The organism is Erwinia sp. HR93 (assembly GCF_034555055.1).
In the GTDB taxonomy this organism is placed as follows: domain Bacteria; phylum Pseudomonadota; class Gammaproteobacteria; order Enterobacterales; family Enterobacteriaceae; genus Apirhabdus; species Apirhabdus apintestini.
This window is the reverse complement of the sequence record NZ_JAXUDP010000001.1, coordinates 1,287,392-1,310,823: the sequence shown is the minus strand read 5'-3', so window position 1 is coordinate 1,310,823 and position 23,432 is coordinate 1,287,392. Positions and strand designations below refer to the sequence as shown.

The following is a 23,432-nucleotide window of genomic DNA, read 5'->3' as shown; positions in this document are numbered from 1 at the left end:
AAGGATAATCGTGCTCGAACGAATCAAAGCCTGCTTTACGGAAAGCATTCAAACTCAGATAGCCGCCGCCGAGGCGCTGCCAGACGCCATCGCGCGCGCTGCGGATACGCTGGTGCAGTCCTTACTGAACGGCAATAAAATTCTGTGCTGCGGCAACGGGGCTTCTGCGGCGAACGCGCAGCATTTTGCCGCCAGCATGATCAATCGCTTTGAAACCGAGCGTCCGGGCCTGCCGGCTATCGCCTTGAATGCAGATAATGTCGTGCTAACCGCTATCGGGAATGACAGGCTGCATGAAGAAATGTACGCCAAACAGGTACGGGCTTTGGGCCACGCCGGCGATGTGCTGCTGGCTATCTCGACCAGCGGCAATAGCCGGGATATTGTTAAAGCGGTAGAAGCTGCCGTTACCCGGGACATGACCATTGTTGCGCTCACCGGCTATGACGGCGGCGAGCTGGCCGGGCTGCTGGGGCCCCAGGATGTGGAAATTCGCATTCCCGCCCATCGCGGCGCCCGCATTCAGGAGGTCCACATGCTTACGGTCAACTGTCTGTGCGATCTGATTGATAATACGCTTTTTCCAATACCAGGATAATGAAAGGAGCAACCATGAAGGCGATGACGCCACTGGCAGTCCTGTTGGCTGCATTATTACTGCAAGGCTGTGTCGGCGCTGTTGTCGCCGGCAGCGCCGCCGTTGCCACCAAAACGGCCACCGACCCCCGCACTGTGGGTACCCAGGTAGATGACGGTACGCTGGAACTGCGCGTGAGCAACGCGCTGGCCAAAGATGAGCAACTGAAAAAAGAGGCGCGCGTCAGCGTTACCGCCTGGCAGGGTAAAGTTCTGCTTACCGGGCAGGCTCCTTCTTCGGCACTCTCAGCCCAGGCAAAACAAATCGCTATGGGCGTTGACGGCGCGCGTGAAGTCTATAACGAGATCCGCCAGGGGCAGCCGGTCACGATGGGCACGGCGTCTTCCGATACCTGGATTACCACTAAGGTGCGCTCCCAACTGTTGACCAGCGACCAGGTGAAATCGTCGCGCGTGAAGGTAACGACTGAAAACAGCGAAGTTTTTCTACTGGGCCTGGTGACCGAAAGAGAAGGTAAAGCAGCGTCTGAAATCGCCAGCCGCGTCAGCGGCGTGAAGCACGTTACTACGGCATTCACCTATTTGAAATAACGTTGCTTTCCATGTGCGCAGGCAATGGCAGAGGCGTAAAACTCGCGTATTGTGAACATTTTATTCGCGTCTGGCGTTCAGTATAAGCCCCTTTAGGGGGCTTAAATACGCCCTTCTAATGCTGGCCGCATTTACCTTTTCTCTTCCTCTTTCGCCATTCCGTCCTGGCGTCGCGCATAGCTGCGAATTATTTCTTCGTTTGTGCCTGCCGAGTCCACACTATACCCAGCTGGCCAAAAGTAATTGCCCCCAAAGTTTGTGCTTTCTGAGATAAGGAAATGTCGCAAATAATCCAATCGCTGTTCGTTCTTTCACAAATCCTACTAGTTCCGAGACATTTAAGCCGGGCGGCGCTCCACTCTTACTATCAGACATATATGATCTAACTGCACATTTAGCACAACTACTTTGCATATTGCCGTAAATATTGATGCTAAGGTAAAACTCTTTACCGAGGTTGCCTTTGAGCATTTTGTATCTGCACTGCGGTGACCCATACGAGATGATACTGACAGCGATAAAATGCGTAGGACGCGAATTTATATCTGCCCCTGCTATTAATTCATTAATTTACTAGTGAAATACCAAGGCGTTACTTAGTACAGGCATTCTTCATGCTACAGCCCCACAGGATCCATCGCCACCTCCCAGGAGATGGTTTAGGTTTAGAGATAGCAGTAAAAACGACGGTCGGCAGACGTAGTTATCATTGGCCTGTGGTTCTGACTTATTGTCTTAAGATTTAATGCCCCACAGGGCTGACCGTGAATTTTTTAAAAGGTTTATAACGCCAGCGACGGAGTTGGGGGTTTATCGTCTATGCCTGAGAAGAGGATATTTTACTCCAGCACTAATGCATTCATTTTTCCGTCACTCAGGTTTACTCAGGCCCCCTTATCATGCGATTTAAAGAAATCAATCTGGCGCTATTGATTGAACGCTCCGTCATCCAGCGGCGCTAACGCGCGTTGGGCAAACAGTCATTGCTGCAATCCAGTGATTCCTCCCGCTGCGGGGCACGCGAGCAATTGATTAGCAAAAGAACCACAGGATCGCTGGAAGTAGACGTATCAGGAAACTTTATTTAACACTTGGTTAATCATGGATGACAGTTCGTTAGCCTCAAATTTAGCGACATAACCATCCGCCTCGACTTTTTGAACGTGCGCTTCATTAGCACTTCCGGATAATGAAGAATGGATTACAACGGGAAGCCGTCGCAGCTTTTCATTGCTCTTCACCAGACGAGTTAACGTAAATCCGTCCATTTCCGGCATTTCCAAATCCGTGAGAATAAACGAAATTTTATGGTTTATCGGCACACCTTCGCTTTCCGCTTCGCTGGCAAGATCCTGGATCTTCACCCATGCTTCCTGCCCGGTGGTGCACATTTGGTGGGGAATTTGTAGGTTATTCAACATATTTTCCAGCATGCTGCGGGCAACCCGGGAATCTTCAGCCACAATCGCCGTTGTGCCAGGGCGAACATTAACGTGACCGGAAGGTAAATCATTGGTCCGTAAATCATGCTGCGGAGATGAAATATCATACAGGATTTGTTCCACATCCAGTACCATCGCCAAATTGTTGGTATCGGCGTTCTCATCCAGGCAGGCGATGCTGGTGATGTAATTGCTATTGACCGCTTTTTCCGCCGTATGCACTTGCTTCCAGTCCAGGCGCGTAATGTTTTCCACGGACTCAATGGCAAAAGCCTGCACGCTGCGTGCAAACTCCGTAATCAGTAATATATTTAAGTCCGTGGTGGGTTTGTAGCCCATTACGGCCGGCAGGTCGATAACGGGCATGACCTGATCGCGAATATTAATAACGCCCAACAGAGGAGATTTCATTCCTGCAGGTTTCGTGAACTCTTTCATTGGCAGAATTTCACGAAGCTTAAAAACATTAATTCCAAAGAGTTCCTGTTTATCATCAAGCTCAGATTTTCCCAAACGGAACAATAGCAATTCGAAGCGGTTCGAGTTGGTTAAATTAGCTCTGTCATCAATATCTTTATTAAAATTATCCATCTGAACCTCAATCTAAAAATAGCTATCTGACTTATCGGCACAGCGCGCCAAATTCTGAATAGCAATGTATGGCCAGAAGTGCGGATAACTTGGCGTCAACGGCTGCGTAACCGGGTATTATCGCCCCTCTGGCTGGAACAATCTGTGCGACTTACGGAGCATCTTTAACCACCACACTCTCATGCCTTGCGCAAAAGTGACCGGTGTTAGTGACATAAATATTTAGGTAATCGCGGCCATCCCCGCGTCGTAATAAAAAAACGCAAAGAAATTTCACCAGTGACGCCTGAACGAAAAGAAACGAAAATTATCAGTAATTCTTTGAAAAGGATAAAATTTAAAAAGATTTCCAGGTAAATTATCAACCTAATAAACTAGCCAGCATGACTGCTTATTCCGATATTATCATAAAGTGCTTTTTTATATATCACTAAAATATATATAAATAAAAATACTTTAATTTCAAATACATACTCAACAACAACAACAAAATAACGCCCCACTTCGCACTCGTATGACACCCTTCATAGATAAAGTTTTATTAATGTTTTGCAGGAATAGTCCGATATAACCACATCGTAGTTAACGTTATACGTCGGAGCATGCATCAAGTATGAAGAAGTTCACCATTAAAAGAATTTTGCTTTCCATTAATTTCATTTTCATCCTGATGTTCGCCGTATCATCCTTCATCTCGATGCATACTATTTCAGGAAATATGGATGGTCTTATTAAAGGGTTTTATCAATATAAATCTTTGTCAGATACCGTATTTATCCTTAAAGAAATAGAATTAAAACAAGAAAAAGATCCCACATTGCATATCGATCAGGCGAATGCCAGTTTCGCCAGATTCATGGAGGTCGCTCCGATAACAACCGCTGCCGGCGTTGAAAAAACAAAACAGCTAAAATTAGGGCTGGAACAGGCAATAGCAGAAATACAGCGCGGTGAGAATGCCACGGGAGCCGTCGCAAATTTGGAGAAGCTGGTTTCCGATTTTACCGGATTAATTGTGGAATATGACGTTGCGGGGAGTGCCACCTATTTACAGCAATTTAACCTTCAAAAGAATATTTTGATCGCCATTATTTTGGCGCTGTCATGCGGGCTGATTTTTGTTTCCAGCCTGGTTATCAAAAACACCATTACCTCACGTATCTTTGCAATAAATAAAGTATTGCAGGCCATGAGTCGCGGCGATTTTACAGTAAAAATGACGCAGCAGCGCAACGATGAAATTGGTGAAATGACGCTGGCGCTTAACAACGTCGCCCAGGAATTAAATACCACGATTGCCGCTATTAAGCGCAATGCCAATATTATTGATGCGAAATCAAGCGAAATCGCAGACGGAAATACTGATTTAGCCTCGCGTACCGAGGAGCAAGCCAGCGCGCTGCAGGAAACTGCCGCCAGTATGGAAGAGATCAAAACCACTGTTGCCAATAATACGGAAAACGCTCAGCGCGCCAATCAGCTGGCCTTCTCGGCGAAAGACACCGCCAGCAAAGGAGCCGAAGTGATGCAGGATGTCGCTGTGACGATGCGTCATATAGAAGAAAGTACGCAAAAAGTTTCTGATATCACGAGCGTCATTAATGGGATCGCCAGTCAAACCAATATCCTGGCTCTTAACGCTGCCGTAGAAGCCGCACGCGCCGGTGAACAGGGGCGCGGTTTCGCCGTGGTTGCCGCTGAAGTGCGAAACCTGGCCTCTCGCAGCGGCGATGCTGCAAAAGAAATTCAGGCGCTAATTAACGACGCCGTCAGAAATATCAGCCACGGTTCCACGCTGGTGGTCAATGCCGGAAACACTATGGATGGCATTGTGACGTCGGTCGATCGTGTGAGTAATATTATGCAGGAGATTACTACTGCTTCTGAGGAACAGAATACCGGAATCACACAAATTGCCGTCGCGATTAATCAAATGGATGCGATGACCCAGCAGAATTCCGCGCTGGTAGAATCGTCAGCCCTTAATACGCGCACGTTGAGCACTCAGGCGAATGAACTTGCCGCTTCTGTGGCTATCTTCAATGTTGACGAGCCAGCGCCGGTAGCCGTATTAACCACGCCAGCCGAAGTGCAAAACCGTCCTCCTGTTCTGACCTCGCCAAAGGCGAAGGATAAAGAGAGCGAGTGGAAAACGTTCTAACCGCCAGGCAGCATAGTGTTCCGGTAATGCTCCGCTTTCTGTGAAGGCGGGGCGTTGCTTATGCTGTGCGCACAGAACGCAGAAAATACTGCCTGAAAACCGGCCCCATCAATCTATCTCAAACGTCGAGCCCTCTGAGCAGCCTTAACGCCATTTACGTACCAGAGCATCAGCGCCGCGCCGGATATCATCACGCCGCTTCACGGCCTGCGAGTACCCCTCACAACCCTTTGCTACGGCAGCATTAGACAGCAAAAACCGTCATTTACGTACCACCGGAGCCATCAGCGCCGCGCCGGATATCCTCACGCCGCTTCACGGCCTGCGAGTACCCCTCACAACCCTCTGCTACGGCAGTAGCAAAAACCGTCATTTACGTGCCACCGAAGCTATCAGCGCCGACGTTAAATAAACAAAGGGGAGCATAGCTCCCCTCAATAATATTTACCCTGCTACCGAACGGCGGGCTTAGAACGCTACGCCACCGGAAATGTACAGCCCATCATACAAATTATGTCCCGGATGACCGTCTTTTCCATCTACGCCCGCATAGCGATAACCCGCCTTGAGCGTCACCAGAGGAATCGGCGCCCAACTAACCCCGGCGTTCGCTTCAGCATAATTTTTAACGCTATTATTTAAGCCTTCAGGCGCGGCATAACCTTCGCCAAAAATGGCCATGCTATCGGTGAAGTTGTAAGCGAGGCCGCCGCCAATGGGAAACGCAACGCCGTTATCGCCTTTTTTTGGCCCTAAATAGAGCGCTTTCGCCCCGGCAGAAACGGTCAATGGCCCCAGCCCCAAATTATATCCCGCGCCAACGCCACCGGCCTGTGCGCCGCTGTCCGTATTTTTCAACCAGTTACCCTGAACATACAAACCGTTAGAGGTTTTCCCCATTTCGGCTTCCATATTAGTCCAGTTTTTCCCCTGCTCCAGCGTTACACCCATCGCCAGCGCGGACCCGGATACCAGCAGCGCGGCAAGCGCAGCAACATTCATCATTTTTTTCATACAAATAACCACGTTTAGCAAATTAACAGGCCGCCATTCCCTGTATCAGACGGCCCGACATTAAAATACAGCCCCTCCAACAACCTATCCCGGGCAGGGAGGAACCAAACGGCGCCGATTTATGTCGGCGCAATTGCAGGGGGAATGTAAAAGTTTTTTGGCGGCCGGGCAACTTAAGCGTCTATCTATTTACCGCACGTTTATTTAATGCACGCCCGTGTACGATATGTCGAAGCTCGCCGGAATGCAGTACAGTTACAGGTCGCTCTGAGGCAGAAAAAGCGAGCGTTAATAGCGCCAGCGCCACGTCACGCGCCCGGATCGCATGCCAGCGACCGGGTAACAGGCGGAATAGCGGCGCAAACAGAGACTCATTCAGGCGCCGCTTATCGCGATGCCCCAATAGCATTGACGGCCGAACTATGGTCAAACGCGGCCACTCCTGGGCAATAAGCGCCTGCTCCATTTCGCCTTTAACCCGGCTATAAAAAAACGGCGAATGTGGATTCGCTCCCAGCGCGCTGACTACCAGCATGTGCTTCGCGCCCCATTTTTGCCCCACCAGTGCGGTATCCACCACCAGACTGTAGTCGGCCAGCACAAACTCCTGCTTACTGCCCGCCTCGCGACGCGTTGTTCCCAGACAGCAAAAAACAATATCGATAGGCTCATTAATTTGGCCAAGCGCATCGGTAAGTTGAGGGTCGCAGGGATTCACCAGTTTCTGCGCCGGTGGTAACGGGCGTCGGGTGGGCGCGATAAGCTGTGTAACACGCGGTTCTTCCAGCAGCAAACGTAACAATTCTCCGCCGACTAACCCCGTTGCTCCGGTCAATAAAATCCGACTCATTATCGCCTCCATGGATAGTTACCGCCTGGAAAAAATCGCAAAATGCGCCAGGCTTATCGATTCAGAAATAAGTATTTGCCATAACGCTGGCGTTTCGCCAGTTTTCTCCTCTTTTCGCTCAGTTTTCAAGGAGGCCGCATGAGCAAGAAAGTCGCCGTACTCATTACCGATGAATTTGAAGATAGTGAATTCACTTCACCCGCAGATGCACTGCGCCAGGCGGGCCATGAGGTTGTCACCATCGACACCGAACGCGGAAAAACCATTACCGGGAAACAGGGCAAGGCCACCGTGACCATTGACGCCGCTATTGATGAAAGTCGCTCTGAAGATTTCGATGCGCTGCTACTGCCGGGCGGTCATTCACCGGACAGCCTGCGCGCCGACGAGCGGTTTGTTGAGTTCACTCGTGAAATGGTTAACGCTCACAAACCGGTATTTGCCATCTGTCACGGCCCGCAGTTACTTATCAGCGCAGACGTGGTTTGTAACCGAAAAATGACATCTGTAAACGCAATTGCCGTGGATTTGAAAAATGCGGGCGTTGATTTTTACGACCGGGAAGTAGTGGTCGATGACGGGCAGATAGTGACTAGCCGCACGCCGGACGATTTACCTGCGTTTAACCGGGAAATGCTAAAACTACTCTCCTGATACCCGCGCCCAGATAAGCTTTTTACCAAAGCCTAACGTGTTATCGGTAAATTTTAGCTCATCGATTCGCAGTTCCCACACCGGCGCCGACATCGCCCGGGCCGCAGGAAAGCGGCGATACCAGGCGGCAAGCCTCATTGCCGCTTCATTGCCGCTAAGTAAACGTAGTTCGCCGCTAAACTGAACGCCGCGAATTAATGCGATGGTTTTCGGCTGCCCGTTTACCGTGCCGGCGGCAGGTGCCCGTATCCCCGCCATTTTGCCATGCCGCGTGCCGGGATCGCTGAGGAAATAAAAAGCGACGCTCTGCGCATCGTAGAGGTAAAACGCATTCGCGCACCACGGCGTATTATCCTGCGTAACGCAGTAGGTGACGACATGCTGGCGTTTTAGCCAGCGACTAATACGGTTTAAGGTATCCATCGTAGCGGCTCGCTATTCAATGTCGACGACAACGCTCGGGCAGCCCCATAAAAAGCAAGTGTGATAAAGTACCGTTTTCACACACTGGCCGCTCTCTTTGTTATGTCCAACTGGTCTCTCTATATCCTTCACACCGCAGGCAACCGGCTATATACCGGTATTACCACCGACGTTGCGCGTCGGCTACGGGAGCACCAAACCGGAAAAGGCGCTAAAGCGCTGCGCGGTCAGGGCATGCTACGCCTGGTATTCTCTCACCCGATTGGCGATCGCGCACTGGCGCTGCGCGTGGAATATCGTATTAAGCAGCTCACTCGCGTGCAAAAAGAGCGACTAATCGCCGATGAAAAATACTTCAGCGCCGTGCTGGCAGCGGTTAAAAGCGGTTAAAATGTTCAGCGTATTCTACCCGGCCGCTTACACCTTCCAGTGCATCATCCGCCAGACGATGCACCTGAAAACGCGTTTCACAATCGGGCCAGCGACAGCTTAAACCATAGCGCAATGCGGGTTCGAACCCGAGCCGGGCGTATAGCGCAGGGTCGCCAAGGACTACCACCGCGCCGTAGCCAAATTCATTTAATGAATCCAGGCCGTCGTAAACAAGCTGACGACCGATGCCCTGCCCCCGCCAGCGTTCATCAACTGCCAGCGGCGCTAAGCCCACCCACTGTCGGTCTTCACCCGCAACGCTCACGGGGCTAAATGCGACATAGCCGATAATTTGCCCTTCGTCGTCCGTTGCGACAGCGCCCAGCGTTAACTGACCGTCTTCGCGCAAGTCATGAATTAACTGCGCTTCATCGACGCGGTTAAACGCCCGGCGCAGCAAAGCGTCAATGCCGGGCGCATCAATAGGAATTTCCACACGAATCAGCATATCTCACCTACCGAGGTTTGATGTCTGTCGGGCGCTGTTTTAAGGCCCGCCTCGACAAAACCCGCAAGCTGCATCAACAGCGCGCGCAGCGGTGCGGGCATGGTATCCAGATCGATAGCATCCATCAGGTTTTTTACATATAGCCCCAATTCCGTATCACCCTCGATAACCAGGCGACGCTGGAAAAAAAGCGTATCGGGATCCTGTTTACGCGCGGCGATAAGCAGTAGATCGTTGGCATCAGCGCTGAAGCTGACATCCGCCTGCGCCGATTCGCACACTACCAGCCGGTTATTTTGTACGGAGGTGAACCAACTTAACCCAATATCACGGACATCGATATGCAGCCAGTGTCCTTCCAGAAAGTCCAGTTCGCCATCTTCCAGAGCCTGACGAAACTGCCATCCCAATACTTGCTCCAGTAACTGACGCTTGATCCCAAAGGGGGTAAGGCGCACCGGGGTTTTTATCAGCGACGGCCCTGTACGCACCAGACGAGAACGCAGTTTATCCAACACGGGCTTTACTCCTTGAGAAAATTAGTGCCGCTATTGTGCCATATCATGCGGCAGGCATAGCAGTTCAAATCAACAATTACGCTTCCAGTGCCATGAGTAACACCAATACGCGATTAACTGCCTTAAATCAAAAAGTACAGACGAATGGTTAACTAAAATCACGCTTCATTAACAATTTCGCGCCGCGCTACGGCGCACACCCTTCCCGAGAATTCAGGATACATTATGGAATTGCTTTGCCCTGCCGGAAATCTTCCGGCGTTAAAGGCGGCCATTGAAAACGGCGCTGATGCGGTATATATCGGCCTGAAAGACGATACCAACGCCCGCCATTTTGCCGGCCTGAACTTCAACGAAAAGCGCCTGCAGGAAGCCGTTAGCTTCGTGCATCAGCATCGCCGTAAATTGCATATTGCGATTAACACCTTCGCACACCCGGATGGCTATGCGCGCTGGCAGCGCGCCATCGATATGGCTGCGCAACTGGGCGCCGATGCGTTAATTCTTGCCGATCTCGCCATGCTGGAATACGCGGCAGAACGTTACCCTAATCTGGAGCGCCACGTTTCCGTGCAGGCCTCTACCACCAATGAAGAAGCCATTCGTTTCTATAAAAATCATTTTGACGTCGCGCGCGTTGTGCTGCCGCGCGTGTTATCGATTCATCAGGTGAAGCAACTGGCGCGCGTCACGCCGGTTCCGCTGGAAGTATTCGCTTTCGGCAGCCTGTGCATTATGGCGGAAGGGCGCTGCTATCTGTCATCTTATCTTACCGGTGAGTCGCCGAATACCGTCGGCGCCTGCTCCCCGGCGCGCTTTGTGCGCTGGCAGCAAACGGGTGATGGTCTGGAATCACGCCTGAATGATGTGCTTATCGATCGCTACCGAGAAGGGGAGAATGCAGGCTACCCCACGCTATGTAAAGGTCGCTATCTGGTGGACGACACGCCCTATCATGCGCTGGAAGAACCCACCAGCCTGAACACGCTGGAACTGCTGCCGGAGCTTCTTAACGCCGGCATTGCTTCGGTAAAAATTGAAGGGCGCCAGCGCAGCCCGGCTTATGTAAGCCAGGTTGCAAAAGTCTGGCGCCAGGCTATCGATCGCTGTATTGCCGATCCCCAGCGCTTTACGCCACAGCCGGCCTGGATGGAAGCGCTTGGCGCTATGGCTGAAGGCACCCAAACAACTCTTGGCGCATATCACCGAAAATGGCAGTAGGAGATCTCATGAAATACTCTATGGGGCCGGTGCTCTGGTACTGGTCGAAAGAGACGCTATCCGATTTCTATAGCGCCGCAGCGCGCAGCAGCGCCGACATTATCTATCTGGGCGAAACTGTGTGCAGCAAGCGTCGTGCGACAAAAACCGGCGACTGGCTGGAAATGGCCGCAGCGCTGGCGGCGGCCGGTAAGCAGGTAGCCCTTTCCACGCTGGCGCTGGTGCAGGCATCTTCGGAGCTCGGCGAGCTAAAGCGCTATGTTGAAAACGGTGAGTTTTTGATTGAAGCGAACGATCTTGGCGTCGTGAATATGGCCGCCGAACGCCACCTACCCTTTGTCGCCGGCCCCGCGCTAAATTGTTATAACGCAGTGACGCTGCGCCTGTTGCTCAAACAGGGAATGACGCGCTGGTGCATGCCGGTAGAATTATCTCGCGACTGGCTGGCCAATATGCTCGCACAGTGCGATGAATTAGGCATCCGCAATCAATTTGAGGTGGAAGTCTTCAGCTATGGGCACCTACCGCTGGCCTACTCCGCGCGCTGTTTTACCGCACGCTCGGAAAATCGGGCCAAGGATGAATGCGAAACCTGCTGCATCAACTATCCCAACGGGCGCCCTATGCGCTCTCAGGAACAGCAGCAAGTTTTTACCCTCAACGGCGTTCAGACCATGAGCGGCTACATTTACAATTTGGGCAATGAATTAACTTCAATGCAGGGGCTGGTGGATATCGTTCGCATTTCGCCGCAGGGGAAAGAGAGCCTGGCCGTTATTGACGCATTTCGCGCCAATGAGGCCGGTCAGGCTCCGCTACCGCTCACCGCTCAGTCGGAATGTAATGGCTACTGGCGGCGCGTGCCGGGGCTGGAGCTGCAGCAGGCGTAATCTGCGGGAAAGCGCCCTATCTCTCACGGGCACTTTCTCTGTCGATATCAGCGTATTGTTACGCCCGGCGCATAATTTTTTCTAACGCGCATCGCCCGGTGCGCTAAAGGAAAATGACTGCGCCGGGCGCTTGAAGGCTGAAGCGTAAAGGCTCGCCCTGTTAACGTTATTCCCTGCCATTTCATGCACTATGGTCTATTCTGCCAGGCGAGCCTGGAAAAATGACTCGGTTGAATCCACAGGGAGCCACTATGCCTAACACCACCGCCATTCCCTTTTCCGTGCTGGATCTCGCCCCGATCCCGCAAAACGCTGACGTACAGCACGCCTTTCAGCGCTCGCGCGATTTGGCGCAGCGGGCGGAAAAACTCGGTTATCACCGCTACTGGCTGGCGGAGCACCACAACATGACGGGAATTGCCAGCGCGGCGACGTCTGTGCTTATCGGCCATTTAGCCGCTCATACGCAAACGCTGCGCCTCGGCGCAGGTGGTATCATGTTACCCAACCACGCGCCGCTTATTATCGCCGAACAGTTTGGTACCCTGGAAGCGCTGTATCCGGGGCGTATCGATCTGGGCATTGGCCGTGCGCCAGGCAGCGATCGCCGCACCATGATGGCGCTACGCCGGCACATGCATCAGCCGGAAGCGGACAATTTTCCGCATGATGTCGCACAGCTGGTGGAATGGTTCGATGCCCTGGATCCCCAGCCTGCGGTGCGCCCGGTGCCGGGTTACGGCGCGCGGGTTCCCGTCTGGCTGTTGGGATCAAGCCTGTATAGCGCTCAACTAGCCGCGCAAATGGGTTTACCCTTCGCCTTTGCCTCGCACTTTGCTCCGGATATGCTACTTCAGGCGCTGGCGATGTATCGCAGCCAGTTCCGCCCTTCCGAGCGTCTCGAAAAACCCTATGCCACGGTGTGTATCAATATTGTCGCCGCGGATACCCGCCGTGAAGCTGAGTATTTGTTTACCTCAATGCAGCAGGCCTTCGTTAAGCTGCGCCGAGGGGAAAATAATCAGCTGCCGCCGCCGTGCGGCAATATGGCCGATATCTGGAGCCATGCCGAACAGTATGGCGTTGAGCAAGCGCTGAGCATGTCGCTGGTGGGTGATAAAGTACAAATCGCGCACGGCCTGCAGGCGGTGCTGAATGAAACCGCCGCCGACGAGATTATGGTCAACGGGCAAATATTCGATGATGAAGCGCGCCTGCGCTCGTTTGAACTGGCCATGCAGGCGCGAGAGATGCTGTTAGATTAATCAACCCGCAGCGCCCTGCCCGCCGCTCTGTCCCTGGCGCCGCGCGATAAAATACCGGCCGGAGATAGCCTTTCTCCGGTCAGTTCACGGCTTCGCGAATTTAGCAATCCCGACAGAGGGCGTAACGTTTCCCTGCCCCACTCGCAGCGTTTTCCTGCTAACGGGCTTTTTGGCGTTCATTAATGCAAGGCGCGTCGCGTCGGTGTCTAAAAGCGGCTCAGAGAGTCCATCGCCACCGTTTTAAACTCCGCAAAATCGCGGCAGTCGCGCAGGCGCGCGGTGGCTCGCTCACGTAAAAAGGTAACGAACAGATCGTAGATAGCAATCGCCTCTTCATACTCGCTTTTACTGATCGCCAGCAGGAAAATGACGTGCGCAATTTCGTCGCCCCAGGCAATGCCCTGCGGCGCAAGTACGGTGTAAACCACCGTGCGCTGTGCCAGCAACCCCAGCGAGTGAGGCAGCGCAATGCCTTCACCCAGCATGGTGCTGACGATGGCTTCGCGCTCCACGACGGAAGGTAAAAAGGCGTCATCCACGTAGCCTTCGGCTTTAAGCTGCGCGCACAGTTCACTAAATAGCGCTTCCTGGGTTATTGGCTGGTTGATGATGCGAAAATGCTGGGCATCGAAGTACTTTTCCAGCATCCACGGGCGCGTGCGATCCACCAACACCAGGCGCCCGATTTGCTCCAGCTGATACTCCGTTGGAAACGGAGACATGATAACCACCGGTTTATCTTTTTCAGACACCCGCGCCGTTGAAATCACAAAATCTTCTTCTACGCTCGTCAGTTGTTCATAGTCGCGCAGGGAGATAATGCGGGTAACTTCAAGCTGAGGATATTTGCGCAGCAGCATTGCCTGTATCATTCGCACCGTCGAGTTACCGGTGTCGCACACCAGCACCACGTGCGGCTGACGCTGATAACCAATATTGTAATGGCGCTCCAGCCCCACGCCGATGTGCAACACCAGAAATCCCACTTCATTTTCATTAATGGTGTACGGCGTATATTTACCCCAGCTTGAAACGGCGGCCAGCGTCATATCCCAGGCCAGTGGATAATGCTGTTTGATATTGTCGAGCAGCGGATTGGGCAAATTAATTTGATAGCGAACCCGGGTAATCATCGTTTTAATATGGGTCAGCAGATCCGCCCGCAGTTGTTCATCGGTCAATAAATTGTAGTTATAGTGGGTATTGATATAGTTCAGGATGTACTCCACCAGCGCTTCATCGTCATCCGCATTTATCGCACTGGGTGCTACTTCCTGAATTTGACGCGCGGCGATATGCACGCACAGCCAGTTTTTCTCCGATTTTGAAATCGGTTTCCCGGCCATATCCTGAATGACGCCCGCAATGGCATAGGCGGCATCCCGCACCGATGGCTCTACTTCATCGGCTTTAAAGCCGGAAAGCGGATAGCCTTCGCTGATTCTACGCACCGCAACCGCGCAGTAAAGGCAGATAAATTGCTCTCCCTCATCGGTCATGCGGATATGATAGCGGCTAAAATTCTCCTGTACCGACAGCGCTACCTGTGCCAGCGCGCCCGGCGTTAGCGCCTCTTCCGTCAGCAGCGTATTGGCGTTGTCTAGCTGCCAAATTTGCCACAGCAAATCAGTCAGGCAGGCGCGGATCGCCATTTCGCTGCCAAATAGCTTCATTCCGTGTCGCGGGCGCGTCTCAATGGTCAAATTGTAGCGGTTGAAGTGCTCACGAACCTCCGCCATATCATTCTGCAACGTGGCGCGGCTGACGAACCAGGCTTCGGCCAAATCTTCCAGCTTGAGCGAAAAGGCCGAGGTTAAAAAGCGCACCAGCAGATGCTGAACCCGCTCGGATGCCGTGCGAGGGATACGCTGCTGCCGGGCAGGCGCGGCCCGCAGCGCAGCGAAGCGCTGTTCATCCTCAACGTTGAGTCGATAACCTTCGCCACGGCTTAGGATGAATTGCGCACCGTGATGCTGCAACAGCGCGTTCAGGGCAGTGATATCCGCACGCACGGTTCGGGTAGACACGCCGAGCCGACGAGCCAGCTCGTCCTGAGGCAGGGGCTCATTTTGCAGCAGCTCAAACAGGTGAGCCAGGCGTTGATTCGGGAATCGCACTTCTGTTTCCTCTGATAAAAACCTCTTAGCGCAGCGGCGTTATCACCATCTGAGAGGGGCCTCCGACAGGCGTATAATCGTTAATAAAGCGGAGTTTGCCGCTCTCCGGCAGAACCCGAAAACGCGTAATGTTGTCACTGCGCTGATTCATGGCATATAGCCAGCGCCCGCCGGGAGCCAATGTTATCGTGCGCGGGTAGTCGCCACGCGTCCATATTTCTTCCTGATAGACTAGCTTATCGCCGTTAACGCGAAAATGCGCAATGCTATTGTGTAATCGATTAGCAACATAGAGCTGTTTTCCATCGTCACTCAGCGCCAGGCCGGCGGCAAAGCTGGTGCCTTTGAAGCGCGCCGGCAGGGTATTCCAGCTTTGCTCTTCATGCAGCTTTCCCGTCGCTCTGTCCAGGCGATATCCCGTCAGCGTTGATGCTTCCTCATTAACCAGCCAGAGTCGGTCGCCCTGCGATGAGAATACAAAGTGGCGCGGGCCAGCTCCCGCCGATGAGGCCGGGATCCACGGCGGCGAGTTTGGAATAAGTTTGCCGGCGGTATCGTCCAGACGATATTGATAAATACGATCCAGGCCTAAATTAGTGGCAAACACATATTTTCCCTGCGGGTCGGCGGCTATCATGTGCGCATGCGGCCCGTTATGATCGCTAACGGCAAAGCTGCCTTCAGCCGCCGCTGCGGGTTTCGCCGCGCCGGGTTCGCCCTGATGCTGCTGTACGTCGGTCGCGTCACCCAAACTGCCATCCGCCTTCACCGGCAAAACCGTAACGGAGCCGCTGATATAGTTGGCGACCAGTAGATGACGGCCATTCGGCGTTAATGTGAGATATACCGGACCATCGCCTTTGGAAGAGACCTGATTCAATGCGCTAAGCGCGCCGTCTGCGCCGATACGCCACGCCTGAATAATGCCTGGTTTGGCCTCGCTGCCTGCGTAAAGTGTGCGCCCGTCGGCAGAGGCGGTTAGCTGCGCGGCGTTAGGAAGTTGACTGACCAGCGTGCGATGGCTTAGCGCGCCGGTTTTTGCATCCCACTGAAAGCGGTAAACGCCTTCGCCGTTAGGTTGATATGTTCCTACCCAGGCAAATTGCGTTTGCGCCATAAGCGGCGCGCTGGCTGCCAGCGCCGCAGTCAGCAATACTGTTTTTAATAGCATCGTCAGTCTCCTTCCCGGGCTGGAGGCTCGGGTAGCATAGGGTGAAGAAGCGAGTAGCCCGCCTGATTCAGGCAGCAGCACGGCGCTCAGCGTTAGAGTAAACGGCGGAATATCAAGAAGTCGGTCGGTTAGCCTGACACAGTTTGCCAATCGATTATTGATCTATACTGGATTTTTTACTTTCTGCAAAGAGAGGAACGCTGCGCTATCTCACACAACCGTTCCTCTTCCGTTTTTAACGCAGGCCACTTTCCCCACGGAAGATGGCCTTTAAACACCGCGTTTAGCCTACCAGTTGTTTGGTGATAGCCAGTAGTTTACGTACATCTTCCGGGCGCGTATCGCCGCTCGCTTTATCAATGATAGAGCTATAGATATGCGGGATCACTTTGCTTACGCCAGCATCAAGCGCGATCTTCAGAATCTCACCAAAGTTTTCCAGATCGATACCGCCGGTCGGCTCCAGCCAGAAATCGTGTTTTGCACACGCCTGCGCTACGGCGACGTACTCATCACGATGCTTCAGACCACCCATTGGGAAATATTTAATTGAGCTGCCGCCCATGTCTTTCAGCAGCGCAATCGCAGTCTCGACAGGCACGATGCCGTCCGGCGCGCCAGAGCTTAATGGACCCGTGGAGATTTTCACCATACCCACGGTGCCGGTCGGTGAAACCAGGCCGTTAACCACGGACTCATTCTGGCCAAGCAGCGCGCGGCTCGGACCCACGCCGGTGAACACCTGATTCACGTGCTGCGGCTGCACCTGACGTGAGATTTCGCTAACCATCGCAGACTGATTCGGATCGCCGGCACCCAGCCCTACGGACAGCGCGTTATCGATAAGTTTGGCATATTCGCGCATATCGGTCACCGCGCTCGGCACGTCCGGATAGCTTTTCGATAACACGCCAACCAGCACGTGACCTTCCGCTGCTTCATAAACGGCCTGAGCATTGGCTTTAGAACCTGCCAGTACGTTAAGGCATACGCGATCGCGATAAAAATTAGGGGTCAGTTTCATGCTGTTTCTCCTGCAGTCAGTTCTTTAATACGGCGATAGATAATGTCCAGTTGCTGCGCGCTAACGCTGCGCACGTCCGCTTCAATAATGCCTTCATTGGCCTTATAGCCGCGGAAATAGATGGCGTACTCGCCCTGTTTCAGCGCCTGAACCAGATCGCCGGTCGCAATGCCGGTCGCCGCTTCATCAAATTTAATTTCGGTACGCGCAATATCGCGCCCTGCCGCATCCCAAACTACCCGAGCGCTGACGCCTTTCAGAGTATTTAGTGATTCAATAAACGGCGTCATTTTATCGACCATCTGCTGACCGCTCTCTTTCGTCGCAGTCAAATAATGCTCGATAGCGCAAGTCAGACCAAGGATCCCCTCTTTGCCCACTTTCATTGCGCGCCCGATGCCATACGCCTGACGTTTTACCCACTCGACGTACTGTTTCTTACCGATAACCAGCCCGCTGGTCGGCCCTTCGATGGCTTTCGCGCCGCTGTATATCACCAGGTCGCCGCCGTCGTGATAATAACGCTGCAGATCTTCTTCCGCCGCCGCATCAACAATCAGCGGTAGATTATGGCTACGCGCCACTTCTGCCGCCTGTTTCACATTAAGCATGCTTTTCTGCACGCAGTGGTGAGATTTAATGTACAGAATCGCCGCCGTGCGCGGCGTAATTGCCGCAGCTAGCTGTTCAGGAGAACATTCATTGGCATAGCCCGCTTCTACCAGTTTGCCGCCGCCCAGCGCCACCATCGTGCCAACCGGCGCGCCAAAATTCACGTTGTGCCCTTTCGGCAGCACAATTTCATTATTTTCTACCGGCGTAACGTGCAGGTTTTCCAGCAGCCAGTCATCGTCTTTTACCAGTACTGCCGCGATAGACTGGGCAATGCCTGCCGAGGCGCAGGCGACCACGGTCGCGCCTTCTACGCCCAGTAATTTTGCGATGTACTCACCGGTTTTATTGACCAGATCTTTCATTTCGAAATAGTGGTTCATGCCGGTATTCACCGCTTCCACCACCTCAGGGCGCGGCGTAGAGACGCCGAGGATCGTCATACGTCCGGATGCGTTAATAACCTGTTTTAAATTATATTTCTCATAGATTGAAGACATGTTCGGCTTTTCCTTGTTCGGTTGTAAACCACTTCCCGGCACGCATGGCAGCCAGCGGCAGGATCTGCTGCTCTGCCTGCAGCGTCTGGTTTTCCGCGTCGGTCATCAGCACCGGTTGATGCTGCAGCGTGAAGAGCGTCAGATCGGCATCCGCGCCAACTTCCAGGCGGCCTTTGTGCGACAAATGCAGCCCTTCAGCGGCATGCAGCGTAACGCAATCAATAATTTGCGGCAGCGTCATCCCTACGACGAGGAACTTCGACATGACGGCAGCCAGGCTGTGTACCGGCCCGTTAATACGGTTCTTACAATAAATGTCAGAACTGATGGTCTGCGGCAGGATGCCCATGGCGATCGCTTTTTCCGCCACGGCAAAGCTAAAGCTGGCGGTACCGTGCCCAACATCAAGCCGAACGCCGCGCGCCAGAGCCTGTTTTACCGTCGCGCGCAGTTGGCCTTCCGGCGTAAGAATGCGGTTAGGCTTGCCATTGTAACAGTGGGTAATAATATCGCCCGAGGTTAACAGCTCGGCGATTTCATCCAGGTTGGGCGGATTATTGCCAATATGCACCATCAGCGGTAATCCGCCGGTTTCTTTCTGGATGGCTTTCGCACGCGCCAGCGGCGCCACGCCGTTTTCGCCCACCACGCTGCTGCTCATCCGCGCTTTTAAGCCCACGATAAAATCGGGGAAACGCTTCACCGCCGCTGCGGCGGCTTCAGCATCAATATGCGACATATCGGCGAGTTCATTTTGCGCGATGAGCCCGACGCGAGAAATATTAAGCAACGCATAAACCTGCGTTGTCGCAGCACGGGTTAATTGATAAAAATCATCCACATCGTCGGCGCCGGTGCTGCCGGCATCAATAACCGTGGTCACACCGCTGGCTACGCCCACGCTGTCTGGTTCGTCGTGATAAATCGGCGATTTAGGATAGCAGTGGACGTGAGAATCAATCCAACCCGCGCTGATATAGCCTTTATTGGCAAGGCTTATCTCTTCACGAGCCGGTCCCGTTACCTCACCCAACGCGGCGATTTTCCCGTCCTGGATAGCGATATCGACGATACGCTCATCCACCAGGCGGGCCTGACGAAGGATTAAATCAAACATGGGTTACTCCTGAATTAACCGGGCGCCGAAGCGCCCGTGATACTTAGATAGCGACTGGGAAGAAATAACCGAAGAGCATTGCGCCCAGAATAGCGCCGCCGGTGATAGGCTTCTGCCAGATATAGAACACCAGTGCGCCAAACAGCGATCCCAGCCCGATAGGAATAGATGCCGTCATCGCGCTCAGAATAATCAACGGCCCCAGGAAACGCCCGGAAGCATTACCCGCGCCCATCATTACGTCGGCACCGTAGGTAGTGCCGCCTTGGTTAACCGTAAATTTACGCGCCAGAATGATGATATAACCGGTGGCCAATCCCAGGATTAAGCCGGTCACCAGCGAGGCCGCAAAATTCGCAACGGGGAAAACAAATCCTGCTCCCAGCAGCAGCGCTGGAACGCCCAGCCCGATACCGGTTTGAATAGCACCGCCGATATCCAGAATCCCAACCAGTGAACCTTCAATGATACGAGCAAACAGGAAGCTTGCCCCAAATGCCGCAACGGCACCGTAAACGCCGGTATCAATACCGGATTTCAGCATGGCGACGAAAGCCACCTCGTTAAACGCCCCGATCCCATAGAGGTAGTACATATGGGTACCGGCAAAAATCCCGGCTGACAGCAGGCCGACAAAGAACGGAAACGACCAGTCGGCATACCAGAAACCTTTTTTCTCTTCCATTTCTCAGCTCCTTATTTGCCGCTCATCGCGTTATGAATCAGGTCAAGCCAGTTCGGCACGCCCATATGGAACGATTCCAGCATTTTCATATCGAAACCGCGGAAGAAGGCGCTCAGCACAAACAGCGCAATAATTGCACCCATCATGATTTTGGTGACGCGATTCCAGCCGCTCTCTTCGACGCCTTTACCGATGAGGATCCCCAGCACCAGGCCCGGTACGGCGTTCCCCATAATGAGTTGCGCAAGGCCGCCAAAAATAGTGCCCCAGAAGCCAGAACGTTTACCCGCATCAATCGCCGCCAGCCAGAAAATCACCGGCATCACCGTGTTGACCAGCAGGTTCGCCGCAGGTACCAGCACTTTTACCGCCGTCACCTGAAGTGCTTCAGGAACGGATGAAGCGGTCATATTCAGGAAGGTCACGACTATCATGCCGATAATGCCGCCAGCCAGCGCCATTTTTCTCGGATCGTGCAGGGTTTCCGCTACGTTGCGATTTTTAATCATCAGAACCGCAGCCGCCCAGTGCGGAATTACGCGGTGATCGACATCCTGCGTGAATGCGCCGGCAGCAACGGAAGAAGCCCAGGCATTAAAGAAGAAACCTAGGCCGAAAGAGAAGTGAGAAGCGGGATCGCCTTCACAGGAATTAAGTTCCCCAAGTGTACGAAATGCGCCCATACCCTGGGTCGTCGGGGCATGGAACATACGTGCCGCCCCTGCGCCCACACCTACGCCGACCAGCGCGCCGATGATGAGCGATTTTATTAAAATTATTAAGAACATCACTCTGCCCTTGTATGAATGTTATATGGTTACTGTGCGACAAAATCCACGCTGTCGAGGTTAATGGCCGTTACCTGTACGGTAACATCCAGTTCGACGCGGTATGCTCGTCGCTCCCGGCGTAAAAAGAAGAAAAGAAAGGCTTCTTTACGCACCGCTACGTGCGCATGAACAACCGCCACATCCTGTGGCTCGATGCGCAGTAAAATATGGGGAGAGGCTTTCATCACCGCGCCCTGTACGTGGCTCAGGGCATCGGCAAAGGCTTTCGCTTTCGAATCACCTTTGCCAGAGACTCTCACCGTCTTGGTGAAGTGCTCTTTCATTATGCGCTGCCGTACTTCTTCTTCCAGGCTTCAACCAGGCGCTCGCCCAGCTCTTCTTTGTCCATAAAGCCAAAGCCCATAACATTACAGCCTTCGTTGATGGCCGTTACGCCTTCATCTACTGAGCGCATACCGTATTTAGCTTTGTAGCCGTATTTAGTCTGAGCGGTGATAGCGCCCGCGCCGCCGCTACCGCAGAAAGAGATCCCGAAAGTCGCGTTTTCTGCTTTCATGACATCGCCCAGTTTCATATCTGCTGCTACGCCCGGGATAACAATGGCGCGGCCGCCCGCTTTTTCTACGCCTTCAGCCACTTTCTGACCTTTACCCAGACGGTCACCAATCACGACTAAAATCTGTTCCATTTTTTCACTCCTTCACTTAAATATTGTCTTTTGCTACTTCGAAATGCACCGATAGCAGCCAGGATTCTTCAACGGGAAGGTTGCCGAATTTCGCCACAACCTGCTTCGCCAGATTCATTGAATCTTGTGAAATTTCTTCAAACAGGCTGGCATCCACTTCAGGTAACGGCTCACCGGTGATAGAGCGAAGCGCCATAGCCCGCACGTGGGAACTCAGCATTTGCTCTTGAACGGCGTTAGGGACAATGTCGTGCTGCTTGAGCAAATCTTTCGTCCAGGCCAGCATCTTTTCGCCTAACTCCGCGATTTCCGCTGTCCGATCGACGGTATCGTTGTTTGTTACTGTTCCGTTTTCCACGCTACATACCTTGTTATCTTGGGATGGCTATAAAACTATCGGGAACCGATAAAGGTTTGTAGCGAGTTGTTTTCCACTTCAAAGTGGAAATGGGGCGGCTAAGAGTGATCTAGTCCACATAATTCACAGGTATTAACCGTAAATACGCCTTTTGTGTGAAGTTGATCACGCTGAATCGAGAAAACAGACCGCACGAGTCGCTAAAAAGCGCAAAGCAGGTTTTGCGACCCGGCGCACTTTTCCTGCTACCATGAGCGCCAAATTACCGGTGTGTATCCCTGATGATGCAGATAACTAACGACATTACGTTTCGAAAACTGGCGGTATTTACGCTTTTTATGGAAAAAGGCAATATCGCGCGCACGGCAGAAGCGCTGGGAATAAGCGGCGTCAGCGTACATCGCGCGCTTCACTCTCTGGAAGAAGAGGTTCGTTGTCCTTTATTTCATCATAAGGGGCGAAATTTGGTACCGCTACCTGCCGCCCACACGCTGCTGGAATATGTCAACGAGATTACAGAAACGCTGGCGCGCGGGCTGGAAGAAACCCGACGCATCGCAGGCATTGACCAGGGGCGCTTACGTATCGGCACGCTCTATTCGCTTACGCTCGAAACCATCCCTCAACTCATCATGGGAATGAAGCTGCGCCGCCCCCAGTTAGAGCTGGATTTAACAATGGGCTCTAACCAAATACTTCTCAGTATGTTAGATGAAGGCTCTCTTGACGCAGTATTAATCTCTCTGCAGGAAAACGATGTCGATCGCGCCCATCTGGAAGTTCTGCCGCTATTTGAAGACGATATTTGCCTCGCAGCGCCGGCGAGTCTGACGCTGGATACCAGTGAGCCCGCCGATTTGCGGAAATTTAACCGCCATAAATTTGTTTCTCTGGCGGAAGGTTTCGCCACGTATGCGGGGTTTCAGGAAGCTTTTCACATCGCCGGTTTTGAACCGGATATCGTGATGCGGGTGAATGATATATTTTCAATGCTAAGCCTGGTGCAGGCTGGCGTGGGGCTGGCGCTAATGCCGGGAAGGATGAAAAAAGTGTATGAAAGCGATGTTCAGCTTTTGCCACTGGCTCAGCCTTATCAAATGCGCCAGCGCATTGCGATTGTGTTTGCACGTAACCGCGAACACGATCCTAATTTGCTGGCACTGGCGGCAGAAGGGCGAATGTACGCACGCAGAAGGCTTGCCGCTGATAAAGCATAACGCTGGCAGACCCGCGCAGGTTGCCACCATTACTGAGCCAGGCGGCTGGCAACTT

25 protein-coding genes and 1 pseudogene are annotated in these 23,432 nt (G+C 53.0%); 9 read left to right on the top strand and 17 right to left on the bottom strand.

Features of this window, described 5'->3' with window-relative positions:
• Nucleotides 1-10: 10 nt before the first annotated feature.
• Both diaA and dolP read left to right on the top strand, forming a co-directional pair.
• Nucleotides 11-598: a DnaA initiator-associating protein DiaA gene (diaA, locus tag SFA31_RS06115; protein ID WP_322837180.1), complete on the top strand. Its 588-nt coding sequence runs from the start codon at nucleotides 11-13 to the stop codon at nucleotides 596-598.
• Between the two features lie 14 nt (nucleotides 599-612).
• Nucleotides 613-1,188, top strand: coding sequence for a division/outer membrane stress-associated lipid-binding lipoprotein (dolP, locus tag SFA31_RS06110; protein WP_322837179.1), 576 nt, complete (start codon nucleotides 613-615; stop codon nucleotides 1,186-1,188).
• A 131-nt stretch (nucleotides 1,189-1,319) separates the two neighbouring features.
• On the opposite strand, the pseudogene tnpA reads toward dolP, so the two are convergent.
• A pseudogene (gene tnpA, locus SFA31_RS06105) lies at nucleotides 1,320-1,750 on the bottom strand (IS200/IS605 family transposase).
• A gap of 508 nt (nucleotides 1,751-2,258) precedes the next feature.
• A complete protein-coding gene (locus tag SFA31_RS06100) occupies nucleotides 2,259-3,221 on the bottom strand; it encodes a chemotaxis protein (RefSeq protein WP_322837178.1) in 963 nt (320 codons plus the stop codon).
• A 613-nt stretch (nucleotides 3,222-3,834) separates the two neighbouring features.
• Here SFA31_RS06100 and SFA31_RS06095 point away from each other — a divergent pair.
• On the top strand, nucleotides 3,835-5,382 hold the full coding sequence (locus SFA31_RS06095; protein WP_322837177.1) for a methyl-accepting chemotaxis protein: 1,548 nt from the start codon (nucleotides 3,835-3,837) through the stop codon (nucleotides 5,380-5,382).
• Between the two features lie 468 nt (nucleotides 5,383-5,850).
• Here the strand turns inward: SFA31_RS06095 and SFA31_RS06090 are convergent, their stop codons facing one another.
• Nucleotides 5,851-6,396, bottom strand: a complete 546-nt coding sequence (locus SFA31_RS06090) for a YfaZ family outer membrane protein (protein ID WP_322837176.1) — start codon at nucleotides 6,394-6,396, stop codon at nucleotides 5,851-5,853.
• Between the two features lie 181 nt (nucleotides 6,397-6,577).
• Nucleotides 6,578-7,246, bottom strand: a complete 669-nt coding sequence (locus tag SFA31_RS06085; protein WP_322837175.1) for an NAD(P)H-binding protein — start codon at nucleotides 7,244-7,246, stop codon at nucleotides 6,578-6,580.
• Between the two features lie 138 nt (nucleotides 7,247-7,384).
• On the opposite strand from SFA31_RS06085, the gene SFA31_RS06080 reads away from it, so the two are divergent.
• On the top strand, nucleotides 7,385-7,900 hold the full coding sequence (locus SFA31_RS06080) for a type 1 glutamine amidotransferase domain-containing protein (RefSeq protein WP_322837174.1): 516 nt from the start codon (nucleotides 7,385-7,387) through the stop codon (nucleotides 7,898-7,900).
• Here SFA31_RS06080 and SFA31_RS06075 read toward each other — a convergent pair.
• Complete coding sequence (locus SFA31_RS06075; RefSeq protein WP_322837173.1) at nucleotides 7,889-8,323, bottom strand: YhbP family protein; 435 nt, start codon at nucleotides 8,321-8,323, stop codon at nucleotides 7,889-7,891. The two genes, SFA31_RS06080 and SFA31_RS06075, sit on opposite strands and share 12 nt — an antisense overlap.
• Before the next feature lie 102 nt (nucleotides 8,324-8,425).
• Between SFA31_RS06075 and SFA31_RS06070 the strand changes: the two genes are divergently transcribed.
• Nucleotides 8,426-8,713, top strand: coding sequence for a GIY-YIG nuclease family protein (locus SFA31_RS06070; protein WP_322837172.1), 288 nt, complete (start codon nucleotides 8,426-8,428; stop codon nucleotides 8,711-8,713).
• Here the strand turns inward: SFA31_RS06070 and SFA31_RS06065 are convergent.
• Nucleotides 8,700-9,203, bottom strand: a complete 504-nt coding sequence (locus SFA31_RS06065) for an N-acetyltransferase (RefSeq protein WP_322837171.1) — start codon at nucleotides 9,201-9,203, stop codon at nucleotides 8,700-8,702. The genes SFA31_RS06070 and SFA31_RS06065 overlap by 14 nt on opposite strands.
• Nucleotides 9,197-9,721, bottom strand: a complete 525-nt coding sequence (gene ubiT / locus SFA31_RS06060; RefSeq protein WP_322837170.1) for a ubiquinone anaerobic biosynthesis accessory factor UbiT — start codon at nucleotides 9,719-9,721, stop codon at nucleotides 9,197-9,199. The genes SFA31_RS06065 and ubiT overlap by 7 nt, the downstream gene beginning before the upstream one ends.
• A 225-nt stretch (nucleotides 9,722-9,946) precedes the next feature.
• Here ubiT and ubiU point away from each other — a divergent pair, with 225 nt between their 5' ends.
• The 3 genes from ubiU to SFA31_RS06045 all read left to right on the top strand — a co-directional run bounded on the left by ubiU (nucleotide 9,947) and on the right by SFA31_RS06045 (nucleotide 13,097).
• Nucleotides 9,947-10,942: a ubiquinone anaerobic biosynthesis protein UbiU gene (gene ubiU, locus SFA31_RS06055; RefSeq protein WP_322837169.1), complete on the top strand. Its 996-nt coding sequence runs from the start codon at nucleotides 9,947-9,949 to the stop codon at nucleotides 10,940-10,942.
• An 8-nt stretch (nucleotides 10,943-10,950) separates the two neighbouring features.
• Complete coding sequence (locus tag SFA31_RS06050) at nucleotides 10,951-11,832, top strand: U32 family peptidase (protein WP_322837168.1); 882 nt, start codon at nucleotides 10,951-10,953, stop codon at nucleotides 11,830-11,832.
• A gap of 251 nt (nucleotides 11,833-12,083) precedes the next feature.
• Complete coding sequence (locus SFA31_RS06045; RefSeq protein WP_322837167.1) at nucleotides 12,084-13,097, top strand: luciferase-like monooxygenase; 1,014 nt, start codon at nucleotides 12,084-12,086, stop codon at nucleotides 13,095-13,097.
• A gap of 206 nt (nucleotides 13,098-13,303) precedes the next feature.
• Here SFA31_RS06045 and SFA31_RS06040 read toward each other — a convergent pair whose 3' ends face one another.
• The 10 genes from SFA31_RS06040 to SFA31_RS05995 form a co-directional block, all read right to left on the bottom strand.
• Nucleotides 13,304-15,214: a BglG family transcription antiterminator gene (locus tag SFA31_RS06040; protein ID WP_322837166.1), complete on the bottom strand. Its 1,911-nt coding sequence runs from the start codon at nucleotides 15,212-15,214 to the stop codon at nucleotides 13,304-13,306.
• A gap of 25 nt (nucleotides 15,215-15,239) precedes the next feature.
• A complete protein-coding gene (locus SFA31_RS06035; RefSeq protein WP_322837165.1) occupies nucleotides 15,240-16,385 on the bottom strand; it encodes a lactonase family protein in 1,146 nt (381 codons plus the stop codon).
• A gap of 283 nt (nucleotides 16,386-16,668) precedes the next feature.
• On the bottom strand, nucleotides 16,669-17,409 hold the full coding sequence (gene dagF, locus SFA31_RS06030; protein ID WP_322837164.1) for a 2-dehydro-3-deoxy-phosphogluconate aldolase: 741 nt from the start codon (nucleotides 17,407-17,409) through the stop codon (nucleotides 16,669-16,671).
• Nucleotides 17,406-18,521, bottom strand: coding sequence for a DgaE family pyridoxal phosphate-dependent ammonia lyase (locus SFA31_RS06025; RefSeq protein WP_322837163.1), 1,116 nt, complete (start codon nucleotides 18,519-18,521; stop codon nucleotides 17,406-17,408). The genes dagF and SFA31_RS06025 overlap by 4 nt, the downstream gene beginning before the upstream one ends.
• Nucleotides 18,505-19,638, bottom strand: coding sequence for an amidohydrolase/deacetylase family metallohydrolase (locus tag SFA31_RS06020; RefSeq protein ID WP_322837162.1), 1,134 nt, complete (start codon nucleotides 19,636-19,638; stop codon nucleotides 18,505-18,507). The genes SFA31_RS06025 and SFA31_RS06020 overlap by 17 nt, the downstream gene beginning before the upstream one ends.
• 43 nt (nucleotides 19,639-19,681) lie before the next feature.
• Nucleotides 19,682-20,323: a DUF4310 family protein gene (locus SFA31_RS06015; RefSeq protein WP_322837161.1), complete on the bottom strand. Its 642-nt coding sequence runs from the start codon at nucleotides 20,321-20,323 to the stop codon at nucleotides 19,682-19,684.
• An 11-nt stretch (nucleotides 20,324-20,334) separates the two neighbouring features.
• Nucleotides 20,335-21,111, bottom strand: a complete 777-nt coding sequence (locus SFA31_RS06010; RefSeq protein ID WP_322837160.1) for a DUF4311 domain-containing protein — start codon at nucleotides 21,109-21,111, stop codon at nucleotides 20,335-20,337.
• Between the two features lie 29 nt (nucleotides 21,112-21,140).
• Complete coding sequence (locus SFA31_RS06005; protein ID WP_322837159.1) at nucleotides 21,141-21,437, bottom strand: DUF4312 family protein; 297 nt, start codon at nucleotides 21,435-21,437, stop codon at nucleotides 21,141-21,143.
• Nucleotides 21,437-21,802 (bottom strand): SFCGS family glycine-rich protein, encoded by a 366-nt coding sequence (locus SFA31_RS06000; protein WP_322837158.1) that lies wholly within the window; start codon nucleotides 21,800-21,802, stop codon nucleotides 21,437-21,439. Before SFA31_RS06000 ends, SFA31_RS06005 begins: the two co-directional genes overlap by 1 nt.
• Before the next feature lie 16 nt (nucleotides 21,803-21,818).
• Nucleotides 21,819-22,160 carry a glycine dehydrogenase gene (locus SFA31_RS05995; RefSeq protein ID WP_322837157.1) on the bottom strand — a complete coding sequence of 114 codons (342 nt, stop codon included), beginning with the start codon at nucleotides 22,158-22,160 and terminating at the stop codon, nucleotides 21,819-21,821.
• Nucleotides 22,161-22,444: 284 nt separating this feature from the next.
• Here SFA31_RS05995 and SFA31_RS05990 point away from each other — a divergent pair, with 284 nt between their 5' ends.
• Nucleotides 22,445-23,377: a LysR family transcriptional regulator gene (locus SFA31_RS05990; protein ID WP_322839308.1), complete on the top strand. Its 933-nt coding sequence runs from the start codon at nucleotides 22,445-22,447 to the stop codon at nucleotides 23,375-23,377.
• Nucleotides 23,378-23,432 lie beyond the last annotated feature (55 nt).

Coding starts and splice junctions, on each gene's coding strand:
- dolP (WP_322837179.1), top strand. CDS start 613: ATGAAGGCGATGACGCCACTGGCAGTCCTGTTGGCTGCATTATTACTG.
- SFA31_RS06010 (WP_322837160.1), bottom strand. CDS start 21,111: ATGTTCTTAATAATTTTAATAAAATCGCTCATCATCGGCGCGCTGGTC.
- SFA31_RS06015 (WP_322837161.1), bottom strand. CDS start 20,323: ATGGAAGAGAAAAAAGGTTTCTGGTATGCCGACTGGTCGTTTCCGTTC.
- SFA31_RS06080 (WP_322837174.1), top strand. CDS start 7,385: ATGAGCAAGAAAGTCGCCGTACTCATTACCGATGAATTTGAAGATAGT.
- SFA31_RS06025 (WP_322837163.1), bottom strand. CDS start 18,521: ATGTCTTCAATCTATGAGAAATATAATTTAAAACAGGTTATTAACGCA.
- SFA31_RS06070 (WP_322837172.1), top strand. CDS start 8,426: ATGTCCAACTGGTCTCTCTATATCCTTCACACCGCAGGCAACCGGCTA.
- SFA31_RS05990 (WP_322839308.1), top strand. CDS start 22,445: ATGCAGATAACTAACGACATTACGTTTCGAAAACTGGCGGTATTTACG.
- SFA31_RS06090 (WP_322837176.1), bottom strand. CDS start 6,396: ATGAAAAAAATGATGAATGTTGCTGCGCTTGCCGCGCTGCTGGTATCC.
- SFA31_RS06045 (WP_322837167.1), top strand. CDS start 12,084: ATGCCTAACACCACCGCCATTCCCTTTTCCGTGCTGGATCTCGCCCCG.
- SFA31_RS06100 (WP_322837178.1), bottom strand. CDS start 3,221: ATGGATAATTTTAATAAAGATATTGATGACAGAGCTAATTTAACCAAC.
- dagF (WP_322837164.1), bottom strand. CDS start 17,409: ATGAAACTGACCCCTAATTTTTATCGCGATCGCGTATGCCTTAACGTA.
- SFA31_RS06075 (WP_322837173.1), bottom strand. CDS start 8,323: ATGGATACCTTAAACCGTATTAGTCGCTGGCTAAAACGCCAGCATGTC.
- ubiU (WP_322837169.1), top strand. CDS start 9,947: ATGGAATTGCTTTGCCCTGCCGGAAATCTTCCGGCGTTAAAGGCGGCC.
- SFA31_RS06050 (WP_322837168.1), top strand. CDS start 10,951: ATGAAATACTCTATGGGGCCGGTGCTCTGGTACTGGTCGAAAGAGACG.
- SFA31_RS06035 (WP_322837165.1), bottom strand. CDS start 16,385: ATGCTATTAAAAACAGTATTGCTGACTGCGGCGCTGGCAGCCAGCGCG.
- SFA31_RS06065 (WP_322837171.1), bottom strand. CDS start 9,203: ATGCTGATTCGTGTGGAAATTCCTATTGATGCGCCCGGCATTGACGCT.
- SFA31_RS06000 (WP_322837158.1), bottom strand. CDS start 21,802: ATGGAACAGATTTTAGTCGTGATTGGTGACCGTCTGGGTAAAGGTCAG.
- SFA31_RS06005 (WP_322837159.1), bottom strand. CDS start 21,437: ATGAAAGAGCACTTCACCAAGACGGTGAGAGTCTCTGGCAAAGGTGAT.
- SFA31_RS06085 (WP_322837175.1), bottom strand. CDS start 7,246: ATGAGTCGGATTTTATTGACCGGAGCAACGGGGTTAGTCGGCGGAGAA.
- SFA31_RS06020 (WP_322837162.1), bottom strand. CDS start 19,638: ATGTTTGATTTAATCCTTCGTCAGGCCCGCCTGGTGGATGAGCGTATC.
- SFA31_RS06095 (WP_322837177.1), top strand. CDS start 3,835: ATGAAGAAGTTCACCATTAAAAGAATTTTGCTTTCCATTAATTTCATT.